Source organism: Sphingomonas sp. Leaf17 (genome assembly GCF_001421505.1).
GTDB lineage: Bacteria > Pseudomonadota > Alphaproteobacteria > Sphingomonadales > Sphingomonadaceae > Sphingomonas.
The window spans coordinates 561,451-583,243 of record NZ_LMKL01000004.1 but is presented as its reverse complement, the minus strand read 5'-3'; the positions used below and the strand labels follow the sequence as shown (position 1 = coordinate 583,243).

The following is a 21,793-nucleotide window of genomic DNA, read 5'->3' as shown; positions in this document are numbered from 1 at the left end:
GGGGTCGGTTCCGGCTGAGGGCGAAATGACACCCTAAGCGGCGGTATCCTTTGGCCAGAGGTATTCACCAGTGAGGAGGATGTGCGCCCATCCGAGCGGTGAGATATGGGCGAGAAGGTGATCGGGCGTATCGAGGCCTTCGCGGCGACGGGCCTCGACGGCATGGCCGAGATGCAGGGTGTTCCAGTAGACGATGATGGCGGTGAGCAGATTGAGGCCGGCGATCCGGTAATGCTGGCCCTCGGTGGTGCGGTCGCGGATCTCGCCCTGACGGCCGATGCGCAGGGCGTTCTTCAGCGCGTGGTGCGCTTCGCCCTTGTTGAGGCCGACCTGGGTACGGCGCTGCATGCCGGCATCGAGAATCCATTCGATAATGAACAGCGTCCGTTCGATCCGGCCGACCTCGCGCAATGCGGCCGCCAAATCGTTCTGGCGCGGATAGGCGGCAAGCTTGCGCAGGATGCGGCTCGGCGCGACTTGGCCAGCGCTCATGGTAGCCGCGCAGCGGAACAGGTCGGGCCAGTTGGACACGATCAGTGCGTCGCGCGCCTTACCGCCCACCAGCGGGCGCAATTCGCTCGGCGTGGCCGCGGGATCGAACACGTATAGCCGTTTGGACGGAAGGTCGCGGATACGCAGTACGAGGCGGTAACCGAGCATGGCGCTGATTCCGAACAGATGGTCGGTGAACCCGCCGGTGTCGGCGTACTGCTCCTCGATCCGTCGCCCGGCCTCGTTCATCGTCAGCCCGTCGAGCAGATAGGGTGCCTCGCTGACGGTTGCGGGGATGGTCCGCGATGCGAACGGCGCGAAGCGGTCGTTGACGTGAGTATAAGCCTTGATGCCGGGGTCGTTGCCGTAGCGGGCATTGACCGTGTTCATCGCCTCGCCCTGCCGCGCGGCGGGGTAGAACTGGCCATCGGCCGAGGCAGTGGTGCCCATGCCCCAGACCCGCGCCATCGGCAGCGCACCTTGCGCGGCGACCACGTTGGCCAGCGCTTGGTCGATCGCCGCGCTTTCGACATGCCAGCGTGCGAGACGGGACAGTTGCCAGTAATCATGGGTGTTGGACGCCTCGGCCATCTTGCGCAGTCCCAGGTTCAGCCCCTCGGCGAGCAGGACATTGAGCAGGCCGATCCGGTCGCCGCACGGTACGCCGGTGCGCAGATGGGTGAAGGCGTCTGTAAACCCGAGTGCGGCGTCGACTTCGAGCAGCAGGTCGGTGATGCGGACGGGCGGCAGGCGACGATACAGGTCGAGCACCAGATCATCGATGCCGTCTGGCGCATCGGCGGTCAGGCGATCGATGCGCAACGTGCCGCCCTCGATGCTGCCTTTCGGGATCGTGCCGTTGCGCGCGGCGCGACCAAGCCGGGCAAGGCCATCGGCAAGTCGCGCCTTGCGGTCGGCGAGCCAGACATGCGGGTCGGCCGGGACCGCCAGCTTCGCAGCGCGCGCGACCTCCATCGGCACGAGGACGTTCCGGAGGTCGCCGTAGCGATGCGAGCGGTCGAGCCAGATGTCGCCCGAGCGAAGCGCGTCGCGCAGGTGGAACATGACTGCGACTTCCCGAAGGCGCGCATTATCGTCGCCCTTCGCACGCAACTGACGCCGCCATTTGGAATGCGGACGCAGGAAATCGTCGGTCGCCGGCAGTGCGCCATTGGTGGCGATGGCGGTCGCCGCGTCGAGCAGAGGCCGGGTGACCGGCGCAGCTTCGAGGTCGAGGCAGCGCAGCATGCGCGGGGCATAGCGGCGGAACCGATGATAGCCCTGATCGACATGGGCCAGCGGATCGTCGCCCAGCGTCTCCGTCAGCGTTCTGGCGGTCGCGACGAGGCGGGTAAGATGCTCCCATCCCGCTGCACGCGCGACCGCATCTTCCAGCGACGCGCCGTCGCCATGCGCTTCGAGCAGCAACTGGCCGAGTGCGGCGAACCCGTCCAACGTCGCGGTAACCCCACCTCTGGTTTCCGCCGCGCGTACGTCACGCAGCTGTTTCGCCTCGCGCCAAGTGCGCCCGACGATCCGGTCATGCGTCTCGATCACCGCATCGGCGGTCGCGGTCGCCCACTCGATGATGCAGACCGCGAGGATGGCGCGACGCCGGTCGGCACCGAGATCGCGCAGGCCATCGGCGAAGTAGCGTTCGCCCTGTCGGCGCAACCGGGCGATACGATGCGGCGGGACGCCGACGAGCAGACCGGCATCGAGATTCATCGCGCGCAGGAACTCCAACCGGTCGAGCAATCGGTTCGCCGCGGCCGAATTATTGCCCGGCTCGATCCGGCGCAGCCATATGAAGCGGCTGATTGTCCCCGGCAGCATTTCGGTCGTCAGCCGGTCGAGCCGGGTGCAGGCGACAAGATCAAGGCGCGATGCGATGCGCTTCTCGATGCGACGTTCGGCCGCGACAAGCGCATCCGCGCACAGGCGCTCGATCGTCGTGATCGCCGGCAGGATGGTCATGGTATCGCGGCAGCGGGCGATGAAGCGCCGGGCGAGATCGTCGTTCGAGTGTGCCTGCTCGGCTTCGGCGAACAGCCAGTCACGGAACGTCCGTGCCGGCGCGCCCTGACCGGGAAACGTCCTGTATCCGTAGATGGAGCGCAGCACGTCCATATGTTGCTGGCGGGTCTGGCGCCGGACGGCGTAGCGGACGAGCGCATCACCGGTGATACCGAGCTGGGCGCCAAGGAAGGCCGACACGGCGAGCGGGATCATCTCGCCCGGGACCAGCATCCGTCCTGGATAGCGCAGCGTGCAGAGTTGGAGTGCGAAGCCGATCCGGTTCTCTGGCCGGCGTCGTCGATCGATGTGGATCAGGTCGTCGTCGGCCAGGATGTAATGCCGCAGCAGCGACGCCTCGTCGGTCGGGAGGTCGAGCAGCAGCGACCGTTGCCGCGCGCTCAGAATATAGCGTCTCGGCATGCGGCAGTGTCCCTGTTGAACAGAAGTCTGTTTTGGACAACACTGACCCCGCGCAAATCAAGGGTTTTCGAGGCCTGATTTCAGGAAGGTTCAATTGGGACAACGCGCCGCCATTTACGCCCGCGTCTCGACCGCCGACCAGTCGTGCGAGCGGCAGTTGCGCGACCTTGCCGGTTTTGCCGAACGGGGCGGCTATGAAGTGGTCGAGGTTTTTCGCGAAACCGCCTCGGGGATGAAGGCCAACCGCTCTGCGCGCGGCGAGGTGATGAAACTGGCCCAGGCGCGTCACATCGATGCGATCCTCGTCACCGAACTCAGTCGCTGGGGACGCTCGACCCAGGATCTGCTCGACACATTGAACCGGCTATCGGGCTGGCGGGTGTCGGTCGTCGCGATGAGTGGCATGACGTTCGAGGTCGATACGCCGCACGGGCGGATGATGGCGACGATGCTCGCCGGCATCGCGCAGTTCGAGCGCGACATGCTCAGCGAGCGCGTCCGGTCCGGCCTCGCCGCAGCGAGGGCGCGGGGACGCAAGCTTGGCCGGCAGGCCGGTGACCGCCCCAAATCCGACCGGCTCGCCCCCAAGGTGTTGGCACTCGTGGCTGAAGGCCGCAGCTATCGCTGGATCGCGCGCGACCTGTGCCTCAGCAAGAACACCGTCGCCGCGATCGTCGGGCGTGCAAAGGCAGAAACGTCTCCTGATATCGAATTCGCGGCGTGAAGGATTAGGCATGAAAAGAGTGTTCGTCGCCGCGTTAATTGGCGCTTCATTGGGAACGGCGGTCGCCGCGACGCGTGCGGCGCCTCCGCATCCCCCATCCGTCGGCTGTCACCCAAGAATAGTCGATCAGGCCGCCCCGGCGACGGCTGGTCCCTATTACCTCGCGAACGCCTTTTGCCCTTCGGGGCTAAACAGTTCTTACACCATATCGGCGCCGTTGATCTCACCCGATGGGCGACACTTTCTAGTTGCTGGCTATGACAGCCTGTGGATCGGGGCGATCGGATCGACCGCCGCGCCACGCGTTATTGCGTCGCAGCTCACCGCTGCCAGCCTTGGCTATCGCAAGGCACCACCCTTCGCGTGGAGGGATGACTCAAAGGCGATCCTTGGGGTCCGTCAGGATACTATGCGGCCGAGCGGTTTTGCGCTCGGCCCGCTCTCGCCGATTGAAATACCAAATGTTGGAGAGCCGCGCCCGTTACCTTTGGTCAAGGATGTAGCGGGCGGACTCGACGGCATACTCTGGGTCGGTGGTGGGGGGCTGGCCTTGGCCGAGTTTGGCACAAAGGGGGGCTATTACCGTCCCGAACACGACGATCCGACGCCGACGCTCGCCATCGTCGATGGGCGCAAAGGCAAGGTGCTTCAGACCGTTCCGATGCCGCTCTCGCATGCCGAGCAACCGCGAATCCTAGTCGGCGACATCGACGCGCGGCTCGACCGGCAGGGTAAGATTTTTTCGTTGTTTGTGCTCAATGGTGGCCGGTGGTTTGAGTGGAAACAGGGCAAACTGCCCCGCGAGACGCTGCTTCACCCCGGGCCCAAAGGCTCTTGGAAGTTTGCTCTATCCCCTGACTTGAAGACAGTATTGATCGGGCACGGCTTAAGCGCGGGCGGCCTGATCTGCGAGCGTTACGGTGGTACCCCTCGTAGACCGGAATGTGAGGAGCGCACGCCGCAGAGTGGGGCGGTTGCCGATCTCTGGGACGTCCAGACCGGTCGTAGGTTGTGGAGTATCGCCGGCACCGCATACGACTTCTCGAAAACCGACCGGCCTGCAATCAGTCCGGATGGACGCTATGCGCTGATTTCAATGCCGGTTGGCAAGGGTTCGCATAGGGAAACGATCGCGCTGGTCTCCATGGTCGACGGGCGTGAAATTCAGCGATTCAACAAACCCGAATCCTACGATTTCGTCCTGCGGTTCGGCGACGATGGTCGTTCCTTTTCGATCGACGGCTCACTCGCTATCCTCACCTATCAGCTTGCCGAAAAGCGCCAGAAATCGTCTTTTCGAAATGAGGTAGCGTCGTTCTGATTATCTGGCGGATGTCGCCGCCGCCAGCGTTCAAGGGAACCTTCTGCTATCCACTAGGCATGCCGTTCCGCTTAGAGTGTCATTTCGCCCTCAGCCGGAACCGACCCCAACTACGGTGCGCCGACCTCTCACCCGGAGCAGCGAAACGGCGCTGGCGGCGGCGNATCTGGCGGATGTCGCCGCCGCCAGCGTTCAAGGGAACCTTCTGCTATCCACTAGGCATGCCGTTCCGCTTAGAGTGTCATTTCGCCCTCAGCCGGAACCGACCCCAAGAACTGCCCCCAGGTGCTGGCGCCTTAGGCATTCAGGCCGTCGTCGCTGGTCATCTGCGCTTCCGAGCGGAAGTAGAAGCTGGTGTGCGGGTTGATGAGGAGCAGGGCCCGGCCGTTCGCGGTCAGCTTCGGCGCGATAGCGATGCCGTTCGACCCCGATGGTTCGCGCGGCACCGCCCCCAGCTCTTCCGGCGTCGGTGGGGTCGGCCGGCCGTAGAAGGTCTTGAGGTCGGCGAGCGAGATGCGCTCGATGTCGCCGCCGATGCTGCCCTCGGTGAAGCTCAGCGCCATCCACGGCTCGAACCGCGTCAGCACCTTGGGGCGCACCTGCGGGTGCGTCGCGAGATAGAAGTTCAGCCCGTCCGCCCAGGCATCCATCAACGTGCGCAGCCATGGGGGACAAGCGGCGTACTGTGCCTGGAGTTCGACCGGATCGACGAACAGCCGCTGGCGCAGGTCGGCCCAGATCGCCTCCTCGCCATCGGCCTCGGCGGTGCGACCGAGCGCGGTCAGGTAGTTCGCCTCGATGCGAGCAAAGTCGTCCTCTGCCTGCGCGTAGGTCATACCGAACACCGCGTCGGCGTCGCTGCGGCCGCGGACATGCGGGATACCCCAATCGTCGCGCGTGATCGTCACCCGCGCCGCCTCGGCCCGCCACCGCGCCATGTCGGGATCGGGCGCGGCGGCGGTCGTCGCTAGGAGGGCTGCGACGATCAACGGATTGCGCGTGCGCTGGAGGAGCGTAACCATAGCGTAAGCCTAGAACGGGGAGTGAGGCATGGCCAAGTGCTGGTTGGCGATCGTGATGGCAATGATGCTCGGCGGCGCAAGCGCCCCGCCGGTCGAGACCTTGATGAGCACCGCGACGCTGCTGCGTCCCGCGGCGGTGTTCGACGGCGTCGACGGGAAGATGCACGCCGGTTGGCAGGTGCTGGTGCGCGGCGACCGGATCGTCGCGGTCGGCCCGAAACTAGCCGTTCCTGCGGGCGCGCACATCATCGACCTCGCCGGTGACACGCTGATGTCGGGCATGATCGAGGGGCACGGCCATCTCTTCCTCCATCCCTATGACGAGGCGAGCTGGGACGAACAGGTGCTGCATGAGCCGCTGGCACTGCGCACCGCGCGCGCGGTGGCGAACGCGCGGGCGACTCTGCGGGCAGGCTTCACCAGTGAGCGCGATCTCGGCACCGAAGGGGCTGGCTATGCCGATGTCGGACTGAAGGCGGCGATCGACCAGGGGATCGTCGAGGGGCCGCGGCTCGCCGTCGCGACCCGCGCGATCGTCGCGCTCGGTGCCTACGGCCCCAAGGGGTTCGAGCCGGGTGTCGCCATCCCGCAAGGTGCGGAGGAGGTCTCGGGCGCGGAGCAGATGGTTGCCGCGGTCCGTCGGCAGATCGCCGCCGGCGCGGACTGGGTGAAGCTCTACGCCGATTATCGTTGGCGCGCTGGCGAGGACAGCCGCGCGACGCTGAGCCTTGATGAGATCAGGGCGGCGGTGGGGGCGGCGCACGACGCCGGACGTCCCGTCGCGGTCCACGCCTCAACCGTGGAGGGTATGCGTCGCGCGATCGAGGCGGGCGTCGACACGATCGAGCATGGCTATGGCGGGACGCCCGCGATCTTCGCGAGCATGGCGGCGAAGAAGATCGCCTTGTGCCCAACGCTCGCTGCTGCGGACGCGAGCGCACGCTATCGCGGCTGGACCGGTGCGGAGCCGGCCCCCGCCGCAGTTAAGGCAAGCCGTGACAGCCTCCGCCTTGCGCTCGCCGCCGGCGTGCCGATCTGCATGGGTGGCGACGCAGGCGTATTTGCGCACGGGACGAACGCGCGCGAGATGGAACTGATGGCGGCAGCGGGAATGACGCCGGCGCAGGTGCTGCTCGCCGCCACCTCGGGCAACGCGCGGTGGATGCGACTGGGCGACCGTCTCGGCGCGGCGAAGCCGGGTATGCTCGCGGATCTGGTCGCGGTTGCGGGTGATCCCACGGTGAACATCTCCGCCGTGCGTGCCGTGCGGCTGGTGATGAAGGGCGGTGCCGTTGTCGGCATGTAGCAATGGGCCAATGGAAGTTACCTCAAGGCGCTGCCGCAGCGGAAGGGACGGACGCCTGTCTGGCCGACGTTAGGAAGCCGGGGAGGGGGCCTGAACGACCACAACCGGGCCTTTCCGTTACTCAGCTTTCCTTGAGATGCCGCCCGCCAGGTAGTCCCCGTATTGCGTCCGCGGGTGTCTAAAGCTTCGCACTCTTCCTAACGGCAAGCGCAATACCAGCCCAATCAATGTCCGGGCCTTCCGTCGCGATGACACTGCGAAGGTGGTCGCGAACGATCCCCAGCAGCGGCATCGGTGCCCCAAGCGAAGTGGCAGCGGTATCGGCCAGCGTCATGTCCTTCAGGCCCAATGGCGCCGCAAACCCGGCGGGCCGGAAGCGGTCCTCCAGCAGAATCTCGCCATAGATGTGGTAGACCGGCGCGCCGAACAGGGTTCCCGTCAGCACCTCCCGCAGGGTCTGACGATCGACGCCGCCCTTTTCGGCCAGCGTCATCGCCTCGGCCATCGCCTCCACGGCGGCCATGATCATGAAGTTGCCGCTGAGCTTCACTAAGTTGGCCGCGGACGGCTTGTCGCCGATCCGGAAAGTCCGCTGACCGATATCGGCAAACACCGGTTCGCAGCGATCCAATGCAGCGTCCACGCCTGCCGCGACCACGAACAGCTTGCCCGCCGCCGCCGCCGGTGGTCGGCCGAAGACGGGTGCAGACACGTAACCGCCGGTGCCGCTATCCGCCGCAAGCCGGTCGGCAAGCGCGATGCTGATCGTGCTGTGCCCGACGTGCAGTGCAGGAGCGCCGACAATGCCGCCCTCGCCGAATACCACGCCTTCCACCGCCCGGTCGTCGGCAAGCATGGTCATGACGAGATCGCCTTGGGCCGCATCAACTGGCCGTGCCGCGCGTGCTGCGCCTGCGGCGACAAGCGCTTCGGTCTTGTCTGCCGAACGGTTCCAGACCGTCACCTCATGGCCTGCCTTGAGCAGATTGGCCGCGATGGCGCCGCCCATCTGACCCAGCCCGATGAACCCGATCCTCATGCGTCATCCCCCATGAAGCGGGCGAATTCGGCCGCGTGATCGGGGTGCCAGCGGGACAGGGCGGGGCGGTTCCCGATGATGTCGCCTGCCGCCCAGGCGATGCGTTTCGCGTCCTGTGCCGGCGTGGTCTCGTTGTCGGGGCAGAGAATGTAGAAGTCGCCGCGCGCCAGACGATCGAACATGAGGTCGACCACCTGTTCCGGCGTCCAGGCGCCAGCCGGCTTTTCCGGCCGCGGAGAGGTCATGCCCGTGTAGGTGAAGCCAGGGATCAGCAAGTGCGCGCTGACCCGGTCCCCTGTCTGCTCGCGCAGCGTATGTGCCAGGCCTTCGGTCAGGGCTTTAACCCCTGCCTTGCTGACGTTGTAGGCGGTGTTGCCCGGCGGCTGGGTGATGCCCTGCTTGGAGCCGGTGTTGATGACGAGGCCCGGCCCGTGTCCCTCCACCATCAGCGGCGCGAAGCTCTGGATGCCGTTTAGCACACCCATCAGGTTGACGCCGAGCAGCCTTGTCCACGCCTCCTGGCTGGCGAAAACATCACCGCCCTGGCCGATGCCGGCGTTGTTCATCAGGACGGATGCCGGCCCAAGCGTGGTGGCGAGGGTGCGCATTGCCACCGGGTCAGCGACGTCGACGGCGTGCGCGCCCGCCCCGTCGATCGACCCGGCCGCCGCATCGAGTGCCTCGCCCGGCCGGTCGAGGATAGCGACCCGCATGCCACGTGCGGCGAATGCGCGCGCGGCGGCCAGCCCGATGCCGCTGGCCCCACCCGTCACGACGGCGAGATTGCCAGGCGCGATCGCCGCGAACGAGACTGCACTCATCGGTCGATGCTCGCCATGTCGGCATAGCGCTGTCCCTCGGCTGCACCGGGCGGCATGATCGCGTCGATGCGGGCGATGTCGTCCGCGTCCAGCGTCACGTCGATCGCGCCGAGGTTGTCTTCCAGATAGGTACGCCGCTTGGTGCCGGGGATCGGCACGACGTCGTGGCCCTGCGCGAGCACCCAGGCAAGCGCCAGTTGCGCCGGCGTGCAGCCCTTGTCGGAGGCCATAGCGCCGACCGCCTTGACGAGGTCGAGGTTGCGCTGGAACGCTTCCCCCTGAAAGCGTGGATGATGGCACCGGAAATCATCTGCGGCAAGATCGTCGGGCGCGGTGATCTGACCGGTGAGAAAACCCCGGCCGAGCGGGCTGTAGGGCACGAAGCCGATGCCGAGTTCGCGCACCGTCGGCAGGATTTCTGCTTCGGGATCGCGGCTCCACAACGAATATTCGGTCTGCAGAGCAGTGATGGGGTGGGCCGCATGGGCGCGGCGAATGGTCGCCGGCGACGCCTCGGACAAGCCGAGATACTTCACCTTGCCGGCCGTCACCAGCTCCGCCATCGCGCCCACCGTCTCCTCGATCGGCACGTTGGGGTCGACGCGGTGCTGGTAGTAGAGGTCGATGACGTCAAGCCCGGTGCGCTTCAGGCTGGCATCGCATGCACGGCGGACATAGTCGGGGCGGCCATTGATGCTGCGGCCCTTGCCATCGGCACCCCGATCGATGCCGAACTTCGTCGCGACGACCACCCATTCGCGGCGTTCGCGCACGACACGGCCGACCAGTTCCTCGTTGGCGCCGACCCCATACATATCGGCGGTGTCCAGGAAGGTGACGCCGCGGTCGAGCGCGAGGTTGATGGTCGCGACCGATTCCGCTTCGTCGCGACCGCCATAAAAGTCGCTCATCCCCATGCAGCCGAGGCCGAGCGCAGAGACCTCGAGGCCTTGCGAACCAAGCTTGCGTGTCTTCACCATGTATCTCCGATGCGATGTCTGTTGTCGGGGGAATGATCGCGGACGCCGCAGGTTGCCTCTTCACGACGCAAAGGCGATCGTTGCCTCGTGATAGCGGAGGAAGAATGGGGCGATGATCTGCAGCCGGAACGGATTGCCGGCCCAATCGAGGAATAGCCGGTTCCGACGAACGCGAAATCGGGTCCGTCGTCACATGGCATCGCTAGCGGACCGATACCTACCGGTCCGCTAGCGATGTGAAAGGGGCCACCTGAGCCGATCGGCTGGGCTTGGCTATTATGACGGGATGTGGATTCCGCACAGCTTGTTGCCGTCCGGGTCGCGGACATAGGCCAGATGGATGGTCCCCATCGCTGACTCACGCGGACCGGGTCCGTCCTCGATCGAGGTGCCGCCGTTGGCGACAGCGATATCATGGAACAGTTCGACCTGTTCGGGCGAATTGCACGAAAAAGCCACGGTGCCGCCATTGGCCACGGTGGCCGGTTCGTCGTTGATCGGCTGGGTAACGATGAAGTTCGTCCCGCCCTCATTGCGGTAGAACAGGCGGGTGTGACCGCTGCCGGCCATGTTCAGCGTCGCCTCTTCGGCTCCTAGGGCACCTAGCACTGCATTGTAGAAGCGCTTGGATCGCTCGATGTCGTTCGATCCTACCATCGTATGAAACAGCAAATTATCTCTCCTCGATTATACATGCAGGCGAACGCACGCCCTTGAATTACGGAAGCTCGATCCGCCCGTTCATTCCGGGCCAGTCCGAGTAGCCGACCGAGCCACCGCCATACCAATATTGCTTCGGGGCCTCGGCAAGCGGGGCGCCGGTCCGCAGCCGCTCGACGAGATCGGGGTTCGCGAGGAAGGGCCGGCCGAAACTGAACAGATCGGCATCCCCGTCCGCCAGCGTCTTCTCGGCGAGATCGAGCGTATACTGGTTGTTGGCGATATAGGCGCCCGAGAAGCGCTTGCGCAGTTCCTGAAAGTCGACGCCGTCCGGCACGTCGCGCGTCTGCTGGGTCACGCCTTCGATATCGTGGATGTATAGCAGGCCGATCTCGGACAAGGCGTCGACGAACGCGTTGAACGTGCGCCCGACATGGCTGTCGAGCGGGGTCTTTCCAGGCTCGGTCGTTGCCGGCGAAATGCGAATGCCGACGCGATTTGCCCCCCAGACCTCGACCACGGCACGCACCACGTCGAGCGGAAAGCGGAGACGGTTCTCGATCGAGCCGCCATAGGCATCCGTGCGCTGATTGGTGCTGTCGCGGATGAACTGCTCAAGCAGGTAATTGTTCGCGGCATGCACCTCGACGCCATCGAACCCGGCTGCCTTGGCCTGTTCGGCGGCATGGCGGTAGTCCTCGACGATGGCGGGGATTTCGTCCGTCTCCAGCGCGCGCGGAACGACGAAATCCTTCATTCCGTCATTGGTGAAGGCCTGCCCCTCCGCCGCGATCGCGGACGGCGCCACGGGAAGGGCACCGCCATGCAGATCGGGATGCGATATCCGGCCCGTGTGCCAGAGCTGAAGGAAGATCTTGCCGCCACGCCGATGGACGGCTTCGACGATGGGCTTCCATGCCGCCACCTGCGCGTCCGACCAGATGCCGGGCGTCATCGCGTAACCGCGCGCCTGAGACGAAATGTTCGTCGCTTCGGTGATGATAAGGCCGGCATCGGCGCGCTGTGCGTAATAGTCCGCGGCGAACGCCGGGGGGATGCCTTCCTCGTTCGAGCGGCTGCGCGTGAGCGGTGCCATGACGATACGGTTCCGCAGTTGCAGATCACCGATCGTAACGGGTTGCAGGACGGGGCTGACAGGCAGATCGGCCATGATATGATCTTCCGTAGGAGTAATAAGGGGCGAGGGCAGGCGGCTGTAACGCTCGGGCTGCCGTTTCACCCCCGACCGGCTTGAAATGATCCGGGTAGCAAGCTGGGTGCTACGGACGGTTGTCCAGTTCCGGCACGCCGCTGCTGCGGTCGGCATAGGCGGCGAGGAATGTCGGGCGGCGCTGCCACCGCTGCCAGAACGTATCGATATGTTCGTAGCGCTCGTCGAGCGGCATGGCGTTTACTTCGAACTTAGAGAACGCGATCGCCGTCGCCAGCGTGATGTCGGAGAAGGTTGGCTCGTCGCCGCCGAGCAGCCAGTCGCGGCCATCGGCCAGATGCCGGTCCACCAGCGCGGTATGCGCTAGCGCTTCCTTGCGACAATGCTCGCCCCAAGCGGCGTTGGCAGTCAGCTCGAGCTTGGGACCTAGCCCCTGATGCAGGACATGGAACGCGGTGGTGATGCGGTAAAGGATGTGCACCCAGACGCGGTTGTCCCACATCGCGTCCAGGCCTTGTTCCTCCGGGGTCTCGCCCATGATCCGGCGACCCGAAAATGCCTGGTCAAGATAACGGACGACGGCCGCGGTTTCCGAGATGAAGCTACCGTCGGCAAGCTGGAGCGTCGGGGTCTCGCCCCAGGGGTTCATCTTGAGATGCTTCCACTGCCGCTGCTCGCCGACCGGGGACATGTCGTAGACCTGCTCGTCGAAGCGATCGGCAATGCCCTTTTCGTGCAGAAAGATGCGCAGGCGCTGTGGGTTGGGGAAGGCAGAGGGGGAGGTGAAGAGGCGAAGCTTCGGGCTTTCAGGCGGAGTCTGATCGGTCATTAGGCGTACCTACCAAGTGATCGGTAGTCTCTCAGGTGGGCGGTTGCCTCCTGATGGTCAACCCCTATCTACCAATTGGTCGGTTGGCGGAGTAAGCGGGGCGATGGCAGTGTCGAATTCGAGAGAGGCAGTGCTCGCCGCAGCAAGGCGAAGCGCCATGGCGCGCGGCTATAACGGCCTGAACTTTCGCGACATCGCCTCCGAGGTCGGGATCAAGGCACCGAGCATTCATCATCATTTCGCGACGAAGGCCGATCTCGGTGCGGCGGTAGCGCGACGCTATTGGGAGGATACGGTCAAGCAGTTGGTGGTGATTTCGGATGAGGCATCAGAGCCTCTTGGTGCGCTTCGCCGCTATCCAGAAATTTTCCGCACGTCGTTGTCGAACGACAACCGCATCTGCCTGTCGAGTTTCATGGCGGCGGAATATGATGACCTTCCAGACGCGGTAAAAGTCGAGGTCCAGAGTTTCGCTGACGTCAATGTTGACTGGCTGAGCAAGCTCCTTGTCGAGGCCAACATTGTCGAACCGGGCGAAAGCAGGGCCAGGGCAAAGGCGATCTATGCGGCCGTCTCCGGCGCGCAGCTATTCGCAAGGGGTCGTGCGGATATCGCACTCTTCGACACGATGATCGACAGCTACCGCGCGGCCGGGCTTCTGCCGGCCTGACGGTCCTGCTGCTGTGTTTCGCCAAGTTCGACGAGCCGCGCAACCGCCAGATAGCGGCGGATCTTTAAGCAGTTGGGCTGAGACGTAAAGTTGATGCACGACTCCGATGCCTTAGTCGATGAACCGGTCTGATGTTGATTGGATGGCTCGGTTGGATATGCGCGGTAATGGGCGTCAATAGCTGTAGTGCCTCGAGCTTGATAGAAAGCTCTGCCTCCTCGTCATAGGTGCGCGCGGTTTCCGTTTCGCCTTCATGGCCAAACAGGTCGCAGCGGACTTCGCTGGTGACGCGACCTTTCATCATTGTCGTTGCCAGGCCGCGGTAACTATGCACGTCTTTGTCCTTCCATGCACCGCCAGCGCGGTGGCGCCATAGCGTGCCTTTGGGGAATGCCCAATCGCGCAGTGGTTCGAAGATGGACTTGTAGAACGTCCCGGCAAAAGTGGTCGATTTCGGTGACTTCATTTCCGGGAACAGCAGCGTGCAACCCGCTGCTCGCAATTGCGTCACGTAATCGATGAACCCGAGGCGGATCAGTTCGGGATGGATCGGTAGCCTACGGATCGATTGAATATTCTTGAGTGCGCGATCTTCGGTATATTCGATCCGGAAGTAGGGGATCGGCTCCAGTTCGTGCACCTCCGCCAGTCCCAGTCCGGCGAGTTCCGAACTGCGGCCGCCATACAAGGGCAGCATGAGCGGCATCCAATACCAGGCGTCGTGAATGATCTCGGTGCCCGGTTTCAGGCGGCGGTCGATCCCTGACGCGCCTGTCCAAACCGGTGCGGACAAAAGCTTGGCGACCTCCTGTATCGTCCAATTGGCTCGCTTGTCGCGATCTCGTTTTTTCGCCTTGCGCGATGTCTTGCCTATGCCGGCTCGTGCCACCGTGAAAGAAAGCGGCTTCGCCGGCCGATGGGCTTCCGGATCGTCATCCTCGCCTGCCGCATGGGCGAGAACGGCCGTGACCCATGTCAGGTGCTTGTTGATGGTCGCTTGGCTGATGCCGATATCGGCCGGTGGCATGGTTGCCGCCCGCATCAAGCTGGCAGCGATGCCGCCGGCTTGCTCTTCGCGGGTGCGGCCCCAGCGATTCGGCAACGACCGACACAGGGTCGTGAAAGAGCGGACGTGCGACTGCTCCAAGTCTTCGATGTAGATGCCGCTGCCGCAGGCATGATCGAACAGCCGCAATGCTGTGCGCACCTGCTTCATCGAGTCCGCGTCCCAGGCGCCGGCTTTCTGATAGGCCGTGACGCATTCCTCGGCCGCGTCGAGCAGACGCTTCTTTGGGCGCTTCAGAGCCGGTGATGGGGGCGCCTCATTAATGTCGACAGCTTCCCGTGCCGTCGGCGCGGATTGCTCTGGGTTCAATGCAGTCAACGAAACGGGTCGTCGCTCGGCTTGTTCGAAGGCGAATGGCGTATAATCGACCAATGCCTCGTCGATCCATTGCGCCATGTCGTCGTCGCCAACGGGGAGGCGGGCAGTTGCCTCGCGGCATGCCGACGCACGAGCCGAGCAGATCGTCCGCGCCATCCGCGCGAGGTTGTCCCGCGTGGAGGCGATGCCGAATGCCTCACTGTAGCTGTCGAGCTGCGCCTTCGAAACCGGATTACCGTTCTGGAGATCGAACACGAGATCCGCCACTGCCTTCGCGCGCTCCTTGCTCCAGCCGGCATCGATCAATCGGTCATGCTCGTCTGGTGTCCAGCGTGCTTCGACGCCCTTGTGCCCAAGGAACGCCCAGGCTTCGGCATAGATGGAATTGATCGTGGCGTGATCTTCCGACCGGGCGGGGCTGCCAATCTGATCCTGCTCGATACGCTGCAATTGCCAGCGCAGGGCATCGCTGAACACCCGCTTCAGCTGATCGGGGGTCAGCCCCGTCGATTGACCATAGGCCACACGCAAACTTTCGACCGTCGCACCAAGTCTGTCTGCCATACACCGGGCGCGTTGATAATTCCCTGTGCCGAGCGACAGAGATAGCGGCACCGCCACGCCGGCCACGGTGATCTTCCTGCGCCAGTGATAGCTGCCACCGCGCAGCTTGAGGTTCGGTAAGCCCAATCCATCGCCCCCAATGGGTACAACGATGGGTACAGTCGTGGGTACAACCATTCCCGATCGCCATGTTAGCGACGAGAAATCAATTACTTAGCGGATGATGGTCGGGGAGACAGGATTCGAACCCGAAATACCGTAGCCCCAAACCAACGGATTTCCGCGGTTCTTGCAGGATCGCGGCACCCTTGTGACTCGATTGTGTGATACAGTCGAGTGTTATCCTGAAAAAGCCGCCAAACGGCCGCCACGGCATCAATCGCATCGGCGTGATCGCCAGAGACTGCTCTAGCACAGCTCGCACGATTCTGCCGCGGCGCGACGCTCAGCAGGCGACGTCCGGATCGAACGGCTTATTGTTCGGGCGCATATTTGAAGGTTTAGATGGTGGATTACGGCCCGGCCGCTTTGGAGCGCTGAATGGCGCTTCCGGCCGCTCGTTCAGCGGACATCGTGACGGCCAGCCATCGGTCAATAGCGAAGTCGAACGGCACAACGTTCGCGTGCCGCTGCCTATCCGGAGCGGCCGCCGCTCAAGTGAGGCAGCAGCGCTTGTGCTTCCTGCCGCTTCCGCACGGACATGGGTCGTTTCGCCCGAGCTTCGCGCGCTGGCCCGCGGCGGCGCCGGGCGCGGCCGCCTTCCTCGCGGCGTCGCGGGCGACGACGGCGCGGGTGGCGGCGTCAAGCGCCGCGTCCGGCTTTCAGGGGAACCGCAGTTCGATCCCCAGCTTCGGAAGACCGTCCTCCGCGCGTACGAGCAGCCCGTGCCATGCTCCCGCGCGGTGGATGTACTTCCTATTCTCGCAGTGGCGGCGGAGTTCGGGGATAGCCTCCGCGTTGGGCAGTGAGCTGCAGTGGACGGTCAGGCCTGCCTCGCCCTCGGCGAAGATGTGCGTGAAGTCGTGGGTGCGTCCGTCCTTCCGGGTTCGCGCCGCGACGGCCTCCAGGCCCTTGCCGAGGTCCTTGACGGCGGTCTCGCCCAAGGTGAGCAGCAGGAAGCCGAGGTCGACCTCGGCGACGCTCTCCCGGTGCTCGATTGCAGCGAGGATACGGCCCACGGGCGTCCGTGCGAACCGGGTCAGCACGCCGTCCGGTGTGGGCGATCCCGGAACGCCCTCCCGTCGCACCGTCATCGCTGCGTCCAGGTCGGTGGCGCAGGTGTCGTCGATCATGGCCATGGAATATTCCTCCTCCAGCCACAGATTTTGCGAGAGATGGAAGCCCAGGATGGCATGCTCGTTCATCGAATTCAGCCGCCCGGTGTAGGAGACGCGCCGGTCAATGTAGCTCAGGAGCCGGAGTGGGCTGGACAGCATCTCCGCCATGACGTCGATCAGGAACACGTCGGTGACGATCGGCGGGCGCACGATCTCGTCCGCAGTGTGCGTGAGGAAGCTCCGCGCTTGGACGGTGAGCGCCGGATAGCTGTCGGATACGACGCAGACCGGGTAGATCGTCCGCAGCTTCGAGACCGCGAGTGGCGCACCCTGGGCGTCGAGGAAGGTCAGCGAAGGGTCCAGCAGTGAGTCAGCGCTGACCCGCGCCTGGTCGTAGGCGTCCTGCACGGACTTCTTGAAGTCGCTGCGCAGCTGGAGGTCGTTGCCCTTGCGGGCGGCCAGCGTCAGCTTCTTGGACTTGCACGGGAGCACGATCGCCCGGTCGGCGAAGGTCACGAGCACGTCGATGTCGGTGACGTGCTTGGTACCCCGTTTGATCGCGACGCCGCGGTGCACGCGCGCCGGTCCGAACACTTCCGCTAGCCTCCGGGCGACGAAATCCTCGGTAAATGCCCCCCGGTGCTTCGACGCCTCTGCGCGGTAGCCCGCATCCGCGTGCATCCAGTAAAAGGGTGAGTCGTAGAGCGACTCGTAGAGGCCGTAGCTCTGGAGCGACAGGTAGCGGCCGTCGGGTGTGCGGACGAGCGGACAGGCCGCCGCCAGGTTGAAATCGCCGAGCGCCTTGAACTCCGCGTTCGTCGGCGATGCGGGCGCGGTGAAGGCGTCCAGCACGTCCTGCGCGACGTCGGTTCCGACCCTTGCCTCGGCGGCGATCTCCTCGAGCGTCAGCGCGAAGGCGTCCAGGGCGTTCCGCGCCCAGTCGGGATCCTTCCGCCTCCCCGGAAGGAGCCGGCTCAGCCTGGTCGTCGGCAGTCGGCCCGTTGCGCGCGCGACGGCGTGCGCCTCGGCGATGCCGAACCCCTTGTTCGCCCTGAGCCACCCGTCGTCCGGCGTGTACCGTTCGAGCGCGAGTTCGAGGAACTGGAAGCTGTAGGCTGACTCGCCGCCATAGAAGATCGGCTCGCGCAGCACGTCCCCGCGCGCGAAGATGGTCTCCGCCGGCACCTCCAGCCCCGCCTCCCGCGCCCTCATCCCACCGATGATGGCGTCGAACATTGGCTGACGCAGGCGGTCGTGCAGCTCTTCTAGCAGCGTGCTGGCTCGCGTGACGAGGTCGTCGACCACCTTCGGATCCGCTGCGGAGAAGTCGACCGGATGCTTGATCATCAGACCGAGCAGCGTGGTGAACTCGGTTCGGACCGTGCGTTCGCGCGCATAGGAGGCCGCCATGGCCGCCGGCGTCATCGCGCCCGCGTAGACAATCATGTTGTCGCGCACGGCGATGGCGGCCAGCGCGTGGACGAAGCCGGAGGTCGCGCAGAGGGTCTCGAGATCGTCGAATACCGCCTGCTCGCTACGAGCCGCCTTCTCGCCATTCACTGGTAGTCCCTCCAGCGGAACGCTGGGACCGGGGGCGCTTTGCTTATCGGAGCCCGGGTGTGGCGGTCTCATGCCGGTGTCCAGCCGGTCACCACGCCATCCGCGGCTGTGACAGTGAAGCGCCGGGTGAGGCGTGGGTGGAAGCGGAGCGTCTCGCCCCAGTTTGACAGCTCGCAGACGTCGTCGCGCCCGAGGAACAGCGCGACGTTGCGCCCGTCCGGGTCGCGAGTGCTGGGATAGACGATGCCGTCCAGCCGCCCGCCGTCTGGCGTGCGGAACACCCGCCGGAAGTACTCGGTGACGATCTGAGCTGGCACGTAGTCGATGTGCTCGCGCCCATCGCGCTCAGTGGTGCGCGCGATGTCCCCGATGAACGACGATAGGAAGACCGCGAGCCCGCGGCGAGCGCGCGTGACGTTGTCGAAGATGCCGACCCTTGGGAGTTCGGAAGGCCGGCTCAGGTCGAGGACGGCGAGCGGCCGCAGCGGCGAGAATACGCCGCGCGCGACCCGGCCGTTACTTTCGAGGGCCTCCTGGAGAGCGGTGTCAGGCGTGAGCGCGCCGTAGAGGATGGGGATTCCGGCTGGGTTCATGCGGCCGGCCGGTGGCCCGGTGTCGCTGATCGGAGGAGGACCAAGCGCGCCGGGCCCGGTGTGCCATGCCTCTCCGTCCTTTACCGGTCGTGCGCGGTAGACACGGGTCCCCGCCTTGACCGTGCGCAGCAGCCCGGCGGCGACGACTGCCTGGCCGAGCAGGTCGAGCATGCGCGTGGTCGGCACGGTGCTGTCGTCAGGCTCGTCCATGATCCCGCGCGGCGCTTCGTCCTCGCGCATGAACATGAAGCGCGACCGGTGCTTCACGTAGCGGCTAAAGCTGTCCCAGCTCGCGCCGAGCTGGCGGCCGGGCAGGAACCGCCCCGGATCGGCCTCGCACCATTCGGTGTCGGTCGTCACGCACTCGATCAGCGCCTCGATCGCCTCCCACTCGCCCTCGAGATAGTCCTGGACCAGCTCCCACCGGTCGTAGGTCGTGCCGGCCCAGCCGTTCTCGCTTTCGTGATCGAGGAACAGCACGTTCTCTGGGATGTCGTAGTCCTGCAGCAGGCAGCCCATGATATATGCGGCGACCTCGGTGATCCGTGCGGCCTTCTCCGAGCGGTATAGTCGCTCGCAGAAGTCGCACTTCTTCGCCGTGGCCAGCAATTCGATAGCTTTGCCGATCCCGTTGTCGTTGAAGCAGCGGGCGCAGACTTTTCGCGGATCGTTGCCGTTGATCGCGTGCCTGCCTTTCTCCTGCATGCCATCGACCCAGTCGGGCCATCCGAGTTCGTCGTCGAAGATCACCAATCGTCCTATGTTTGTCCGGCGGCTCTGGGATTGCACGCATTGCTGTAACACGAAAGCCGCGGCGGCTATCCGCGTTCAACTGCGGATCATCGTCGCTATTGCGATCGAACGCCATTCAACCCGGCACCCGCTTTCTGGTTAGGCGGTCATCGCGTGCCGAGCTTCGTCTGATCACCGGCCTAAACTCGACTTTGGCGGGATGCTTGTCGAGCGGCACCGACTTCGTCGCCTCGATGGTTTGCTCGATCATGGACATGACCGCATCCTCGGTCATCAGCGCCCAGGGCACCAGCGACATAAAATAGCTGTAGTTCTCAAGCTCGATCAGTTTGTTGTCGACCTGCTTCGTCGCGCGCCTCAGCTGGCCCCCCTCGTCAAGTTCAACCTCATATCCGCTGGCATGAAGCCGCTTGATCAGGTGTCCGGCGTTAAACAGCGTAATGATGATGACGCGTTCGAACGCGATATCGGCAAGAACCTGCGGATTCACCGGCCACGCGAAGAACGGCAGCCCGGTGGAGCGGGCTTTCAGACTGTCATCCCCCCCGAGCCCTCCATACGCGACCGAATTCCAAGTGCTGCCTGCGTCGAGAATCTTCGTCGTCCATGCCGGCATGTCGCTCGCGACTTCGGGCATGCACTTGATCAGCCGCTTTGGCGAAGGCGCGCCATAGGATCTCGAACCTGGAATGCGCCACGCGCCGATGATCAATCCGTCGCCTGCCTTCACATATTCGAATGTGCGCGCGTGGCTGCGCCGAACGACGTCTTCCAATTCGCGGTAGTGAAAGCCGAGGTCGCCGCTGATCGTCAGCCCGTCCCGGACCTCCTTCGCGGCAACGATCGAATCCTGCATCACCTTTCGCTGCCGCTCGAACCGAGCCTGCATTGGGGCTGACAGCGGCGGCGCCGGCTCCCGCGGTTCACTTGGCTCGCGCACGGGAAATTTAGGGATTTGATCCTTGTCACCGGAGATGATCGAGAGCGACAGGTTGATCCGTTGCGGGTCGATCCGAGTGGTCTTAAGTTCGGCTAGGCACGCAACCCGCAAGCTGGTCATGTCGACGAATGAAAAGTCGCCAATCCGCAGCAGCGAAGTAATACCGTGGTAGAGCATGAACTTGCCGTCCACACCCCTCAGGTTTTCCAGAAGGATGCGCTCACCGGCGGCGCCGAGGTCGGGTGGCAGCAGCAGTTGCGGCTGCAGCTTCAAATGCTCCTCGATCAACTGCGGATCGCGCTCGTAGAAGAACCAGACGAAACCGTCGCCAACGGCGCGAGCCAACGTTAAGCCGTCGCGCAGTTTCTTCGAGTAAGCCGAAAGCTGGGCCATGCGCTTGGCGAACCAAACGGGAATGTATCGCGCTTTGGCGCCGATCAACCTCTTCTCTTCGCGCTTGATTCGCCGGTACAGCGCTTCGAGATCGGCAATGATCCGATAGAGACGCTGCTGAAACTCGATGACATCCTCACCTGTCGCCTCGTCGAACCTGTAGCCGGACAATGCGCCGACGACCCGCATGCACCACGCCAGCTTCTGTTCTGCGTCGTTGAGCGCCTCGCATACCGCGCGCGCTGAAATACGGGGAGAAGGCGTGACCTTCTCAGTCGAATGCGTCGACGTTTCGAGAGGTTGGAATTGCAGCATCACTCGTTGCTGAAGAACATAGCACGAACCGCGCTTAACTTCTAGGTTTAATCCCAGCAGGGCCGGCTGCGCTAGCGATTAAGCGATGTCAGCTTCTAATGATGGGTGCCCGAAAGCTGACCGACCGCTGTCGGCCCGCTCCCAACCGCCTGGAGCAACTGAACCAACGTCCGGTTTCGGGGCATGCTTGAGCCATCGTGAACGTCGGCTTGTGGGTTTGCCCGGCCGTGGAGCCGCCAGTCGGCTACCGACCAGATTACGCTGTTTCAGTCATCCTGCCAAAACGGCCGAGTCGGGCAGAAGCAGTCGTCCGGGCCTAAAGAAATAGTCAACCAGCGGCATCGTATACAATCCGGTACTCTCCGTGATGTCTTCTAACCGGCCACGCGAATGGCTGCTTATGGACTGCACCTATCTGCCGCTAGATATTCTGCCGCTGGATATGATTTTCGAGTAAAACATTTGGAAATAGATTTCGCGACAACTGCCGCTCATGGGTGTCCGCGCCGTAGGCCCGCGAAGGTCGTCCCATCGGGGCTT

The 21,793-nt window shown here is 64.3% G+C and carries 15 protein-coding genes and 2 pseudogenes; 4 read left to right on the top strand and 13 right to left on the bottom strand.

What is annotated here, in order from left to right; translation table 11 throughout:
• Positions 1-33: 33 nt before the first annotated feature.
• Positions 34-2,931 carry a Tn3 family transposase gene (locus tag ASE75_RS06985; protein ID WP_055930953.1) on the bottom strand — a complete coding sequence of 966 codons (2,898 nt, stop codon included), beginning with the start codon at positions 2,929-2,931 and terminating at the stop codon, positions 34-36.
• A gap of 94 nt (positions 2,932-3,025) precedes the next feature.
• Here ASE75_RS06985 and ASE75_RS06980 point away from each other — a divergent pair, with 94 nt between their 5' ends.
• Positions 3,026-3,655, top strand: a complete 630-nt coding sequence (locus ASE75_RS06980; RefSeq protein ID WP_055930950.1) for a recombinase family protein — start codon at positions 3,026-3,028, stop codon at positions 3,653-3,655.
• A gap of 10 nt (positions 3,656-3,665) precedes the next feature.
• A complete protein-coding gene (locus ASE75_RS15870) occupies positions 3,666-4,976 on the top strand; it encodes a hypothetical protein (protein ID WP_235512539.1) in 1,311 nt (436 codons plus the stop codon).
• 299 nt (positions 4,977-5,275) lie between these two features.
• Here ASE75_RS15870 and ASE75_RS06970 read toward each other — a convergent pair.
• Positions 5,276-5,998 (bottom strand): annotated as a pseudogene (locus tag ASE75_RS06970) (penicillin acylase family protein); the annotation flags it as partial.
• 28 nt (positions 5,999-6,026) lie between these two features.
• On the opposite strand from ASE75_RS06970, the gene ASE75_RS06965 reads away from it, so the two are divergent.
• Positions 6,027-7,304, top strand: a complete 1,278-nt coding sequence (locus ASE75_RS06965; protein WP_055930944.1) for a metal-dependent hydrolase family protein — start codon at positions 6,027-6,029, stop codon at positions 7,302-7,304.
• Between the two features lie 178 nt (positions 7,305-7,482).
• Here ASE75_RS06965 and ASE75_RS06960 read toward each other — a convergent pair whose 3' ends face one another.
• The 6 genes from ASE75_RS06960 to ASE75_RS06935 all read right to left on the bottom strand — a co-directional run bounded on the left by ASE75_RS06960 (position 7,483) and on the right by ASE75_RS06935 (position 12,804).
• The gene (locus ASE75_RS06960; protein ID WP_055930935.1) at positions 7,483-8,343 is read right to left on the bottom strand and encodes an NAD(P)-dependent oxidoreductase; all 861 of its coding nucleotides are present in this window, start codon (positions 8,341-8,343) and stop codon (positions 7,483-7,485) included.
• Positions 8,340-9,164 (bottom strand): SDR family NAD(P)-dependent oxidoreductase, encoded by an 825-nt coding sequence (locus ASE75_RS06955; protein ID WP_055930932.1) that lies wholly within the window; start codon positions 9,162-9,164, stop codon positions 8,340-8,342. The genes ASE75_RS06960 and ASE75_RS06955 overlap by 4 nt, the downstream gene beginning before the upstream one ends.
• Positions 9,161-10,141 (bottom strand): aldo/keto reductase, encoded by a 981-nt coding sequence (locus ASE75_RS06950; RefSeq protein WP_055931117.1) that lies wholly within the window; start codon positions 10,139-10,141, stop codon positions 9,161-9,163. Before ASE75_RS06950 ends, ASE75_RS06955 begins: the two co-directional genes overlap by 4 nt.
• Positions 10,142-10,420: 279 nt before the next feature.
• The gene (locus ASE75_RS06945; RefSeq protein ID WP_055930929.1) at positions 10,421-10,816 is read right to left on the bottom strand and encodes a VOC family protein; all 396 of its coding nucleotides are present in this window, start codon (positions 10,814-10,816) and stop codon (positions 10,421-10,423) included.
• 46 nt (positions 10,817-10,862) lie between these two features.
• Complete coding sequence (locus ASE75_RS06940) at positions 10,863-11,975, bottom strand: alkene reductase (RefSeq protein ID WP_055930926.1); 1,113 nt, start codon at positions 11,973-11,975, stop codon at positions 10,863-10,865.
• A gap of 109 nt (positions 11,976-12,084) precedes the next feature.
• Complete coding sequence (locus ASE75_RS06935; protein ID WP_055930922.1) at positions 12,085-12,804, bottom strand: glutathione S-transferase family protein; 720 nt, start codon at positions 12,802-12,804, stop codon at positions 12,085-12,087.
• A 157-nt stretch (positions 12,805-12,961) separates the two neighbouring features.
• Here ASE75_RS06935 and ASE75_RS06930 point away from each other — a divergent pair, with 157 nt between their 5' ends.
• Entirely contained in the window at positions 12,962-13,474 is a 513-nt protein-coding gene (locus tag ASE75_RS06930) for a TetR/AcrR family transcriptional regulator (RefSeq protein ID WP_235512538.1), read from the top strand.
• A 64-nt stretch (positions 13,475-13,538) separates the two neighbouring features.
• Here the strand turns inward: ASE75_RS06930 and ASE75_RS06925 are convergent, their stop codons facing one another.
• From ASE75_RS06925 to ASE75_RS06910, 5 genes and pseudogenes are all read right to left on the bottom strand, one after another.
• Positions 13,539-15,599, bottom strand: a complete 2,061-nt coding sequence (locus ASE75_RS06925) for a hypothetical protein (protein ID WP_156340258.1) — start codon at positions 15,597-15,599, stop codon at positions 13,539-13,541.
• 476 nt (positions 15,600-16,075) lie between these two features.
• Positions 16,076-16,135 (bottom strand): annotated as a pseudogene (locus ASE75_RS16025) (SEC-C metal-binding domain-containing protein); the annotation flags it as partial.
• Between the two features lie 108 nt (positions 16,136-16,243).
• Positions 16,244-18,259, bottom strand: coding sequence for a preprotein translocase (locus ASE75_RS06920; RefSeq protein ID WP_200922321.1), 2,016 nt, complete (start codon positions 18,257-18,259; stop codon positions 16,244-16,246).
• A gap of 68 nt (positions 18,260-18,327) precedes the next feature.
• Entirely contained in the window at positions 18,328-19,602 is a 1,275-nt protein-coding gene (locus ASE75_RS06915; protein ID WP_156340255.1) for a HEPN-associated N-terminal domain-containing protein, read from the bottom strand.
• A 118-nt stretch (positions 19,603-19,720) separates the two neighbouring features.
• On the bottom strand, positions 19,721-21,253 hold the full coding sequence (locus tag ASE75_RS06910) for a hypothetical protein (protein WP_156340252.1): 1,533 nt from the start codon (positions 21,251-21,253) through the stop codon (positions 19,721-19,723).
• Positions 21,254-21,793 lie beyond the last annotated feature (540 nt).

Coding starts and splice junctions, on each gene's coding strand:
- ASE75_RS06965 (WP_055930944.1), top strand. CDS start 6,027: ATGGCCAAGTGCTGGTTGGCGATCGTGATGGCAATGATGCTCGGCGGC.
- ASE75_RS06940 (WP_055930926.1), bottom strand. CDS start 11,975: ATGGCCGATCTGCCTGTCAGCCCCGTCCTGCAACCCGTTACGATCGGT.
- ASE75_RS06960 (WP_055930935.1), bottom strand. CDS start 8,343: ATGAGGATCGGGTTCATCGGGCTGGGTCAGATGGGCGGCGCCATCGCG.
- ASE75_RS06930 (WP_235512538.1), top strand. CDS start 12,962: ATGGCGCGCGGCTATAACGGCCTGAACTTTCGCGACATCGCCTCCGAG.
- ASE75_RS06910 (WP_156340252.1), bottom strand. CDS start 21,253: ATGCTGCAATTCCAACCTCTCGAAACGTCGACGCATTCGACTGAGAAG.
- ASE75_RS06955 (WP_055930932.1), bottom strand. CDS start 9,164: ATGAGTGCAGTCTCGTTCGCGGCGATCGCGCCTGGCAATCTCGCCGTC.
- ASE75_RS06985 (WP_055930953.1), bottom strand. CDS start 2,931: ATGCCGAGACGCTATATTCTGAGCGCGCGGCAACGGTCGCTGCTGCTC.
- ASE75_RS15870 (WP_235512539.1), top strand. CDS start 3,666: ATGAAAAGAGTGTTCGTCGCCGCGTTAATTGGCGCTTCATTGGGAACG.
- ASE75_RS06935 (WP_055930922.1), bottom strand. CDS start 12,804: ATGACCGATCAGACTCCGCCTGAAAGCCCGAAGCTTCGCCTCTTCACC.
- ASE75_RS06925 (WP_156340258.1), bottom strand. CDS start 15,599: ATGGTTGTACCCACGACTGTACCCATCGTTGTACCCATTGGGGGCGAT.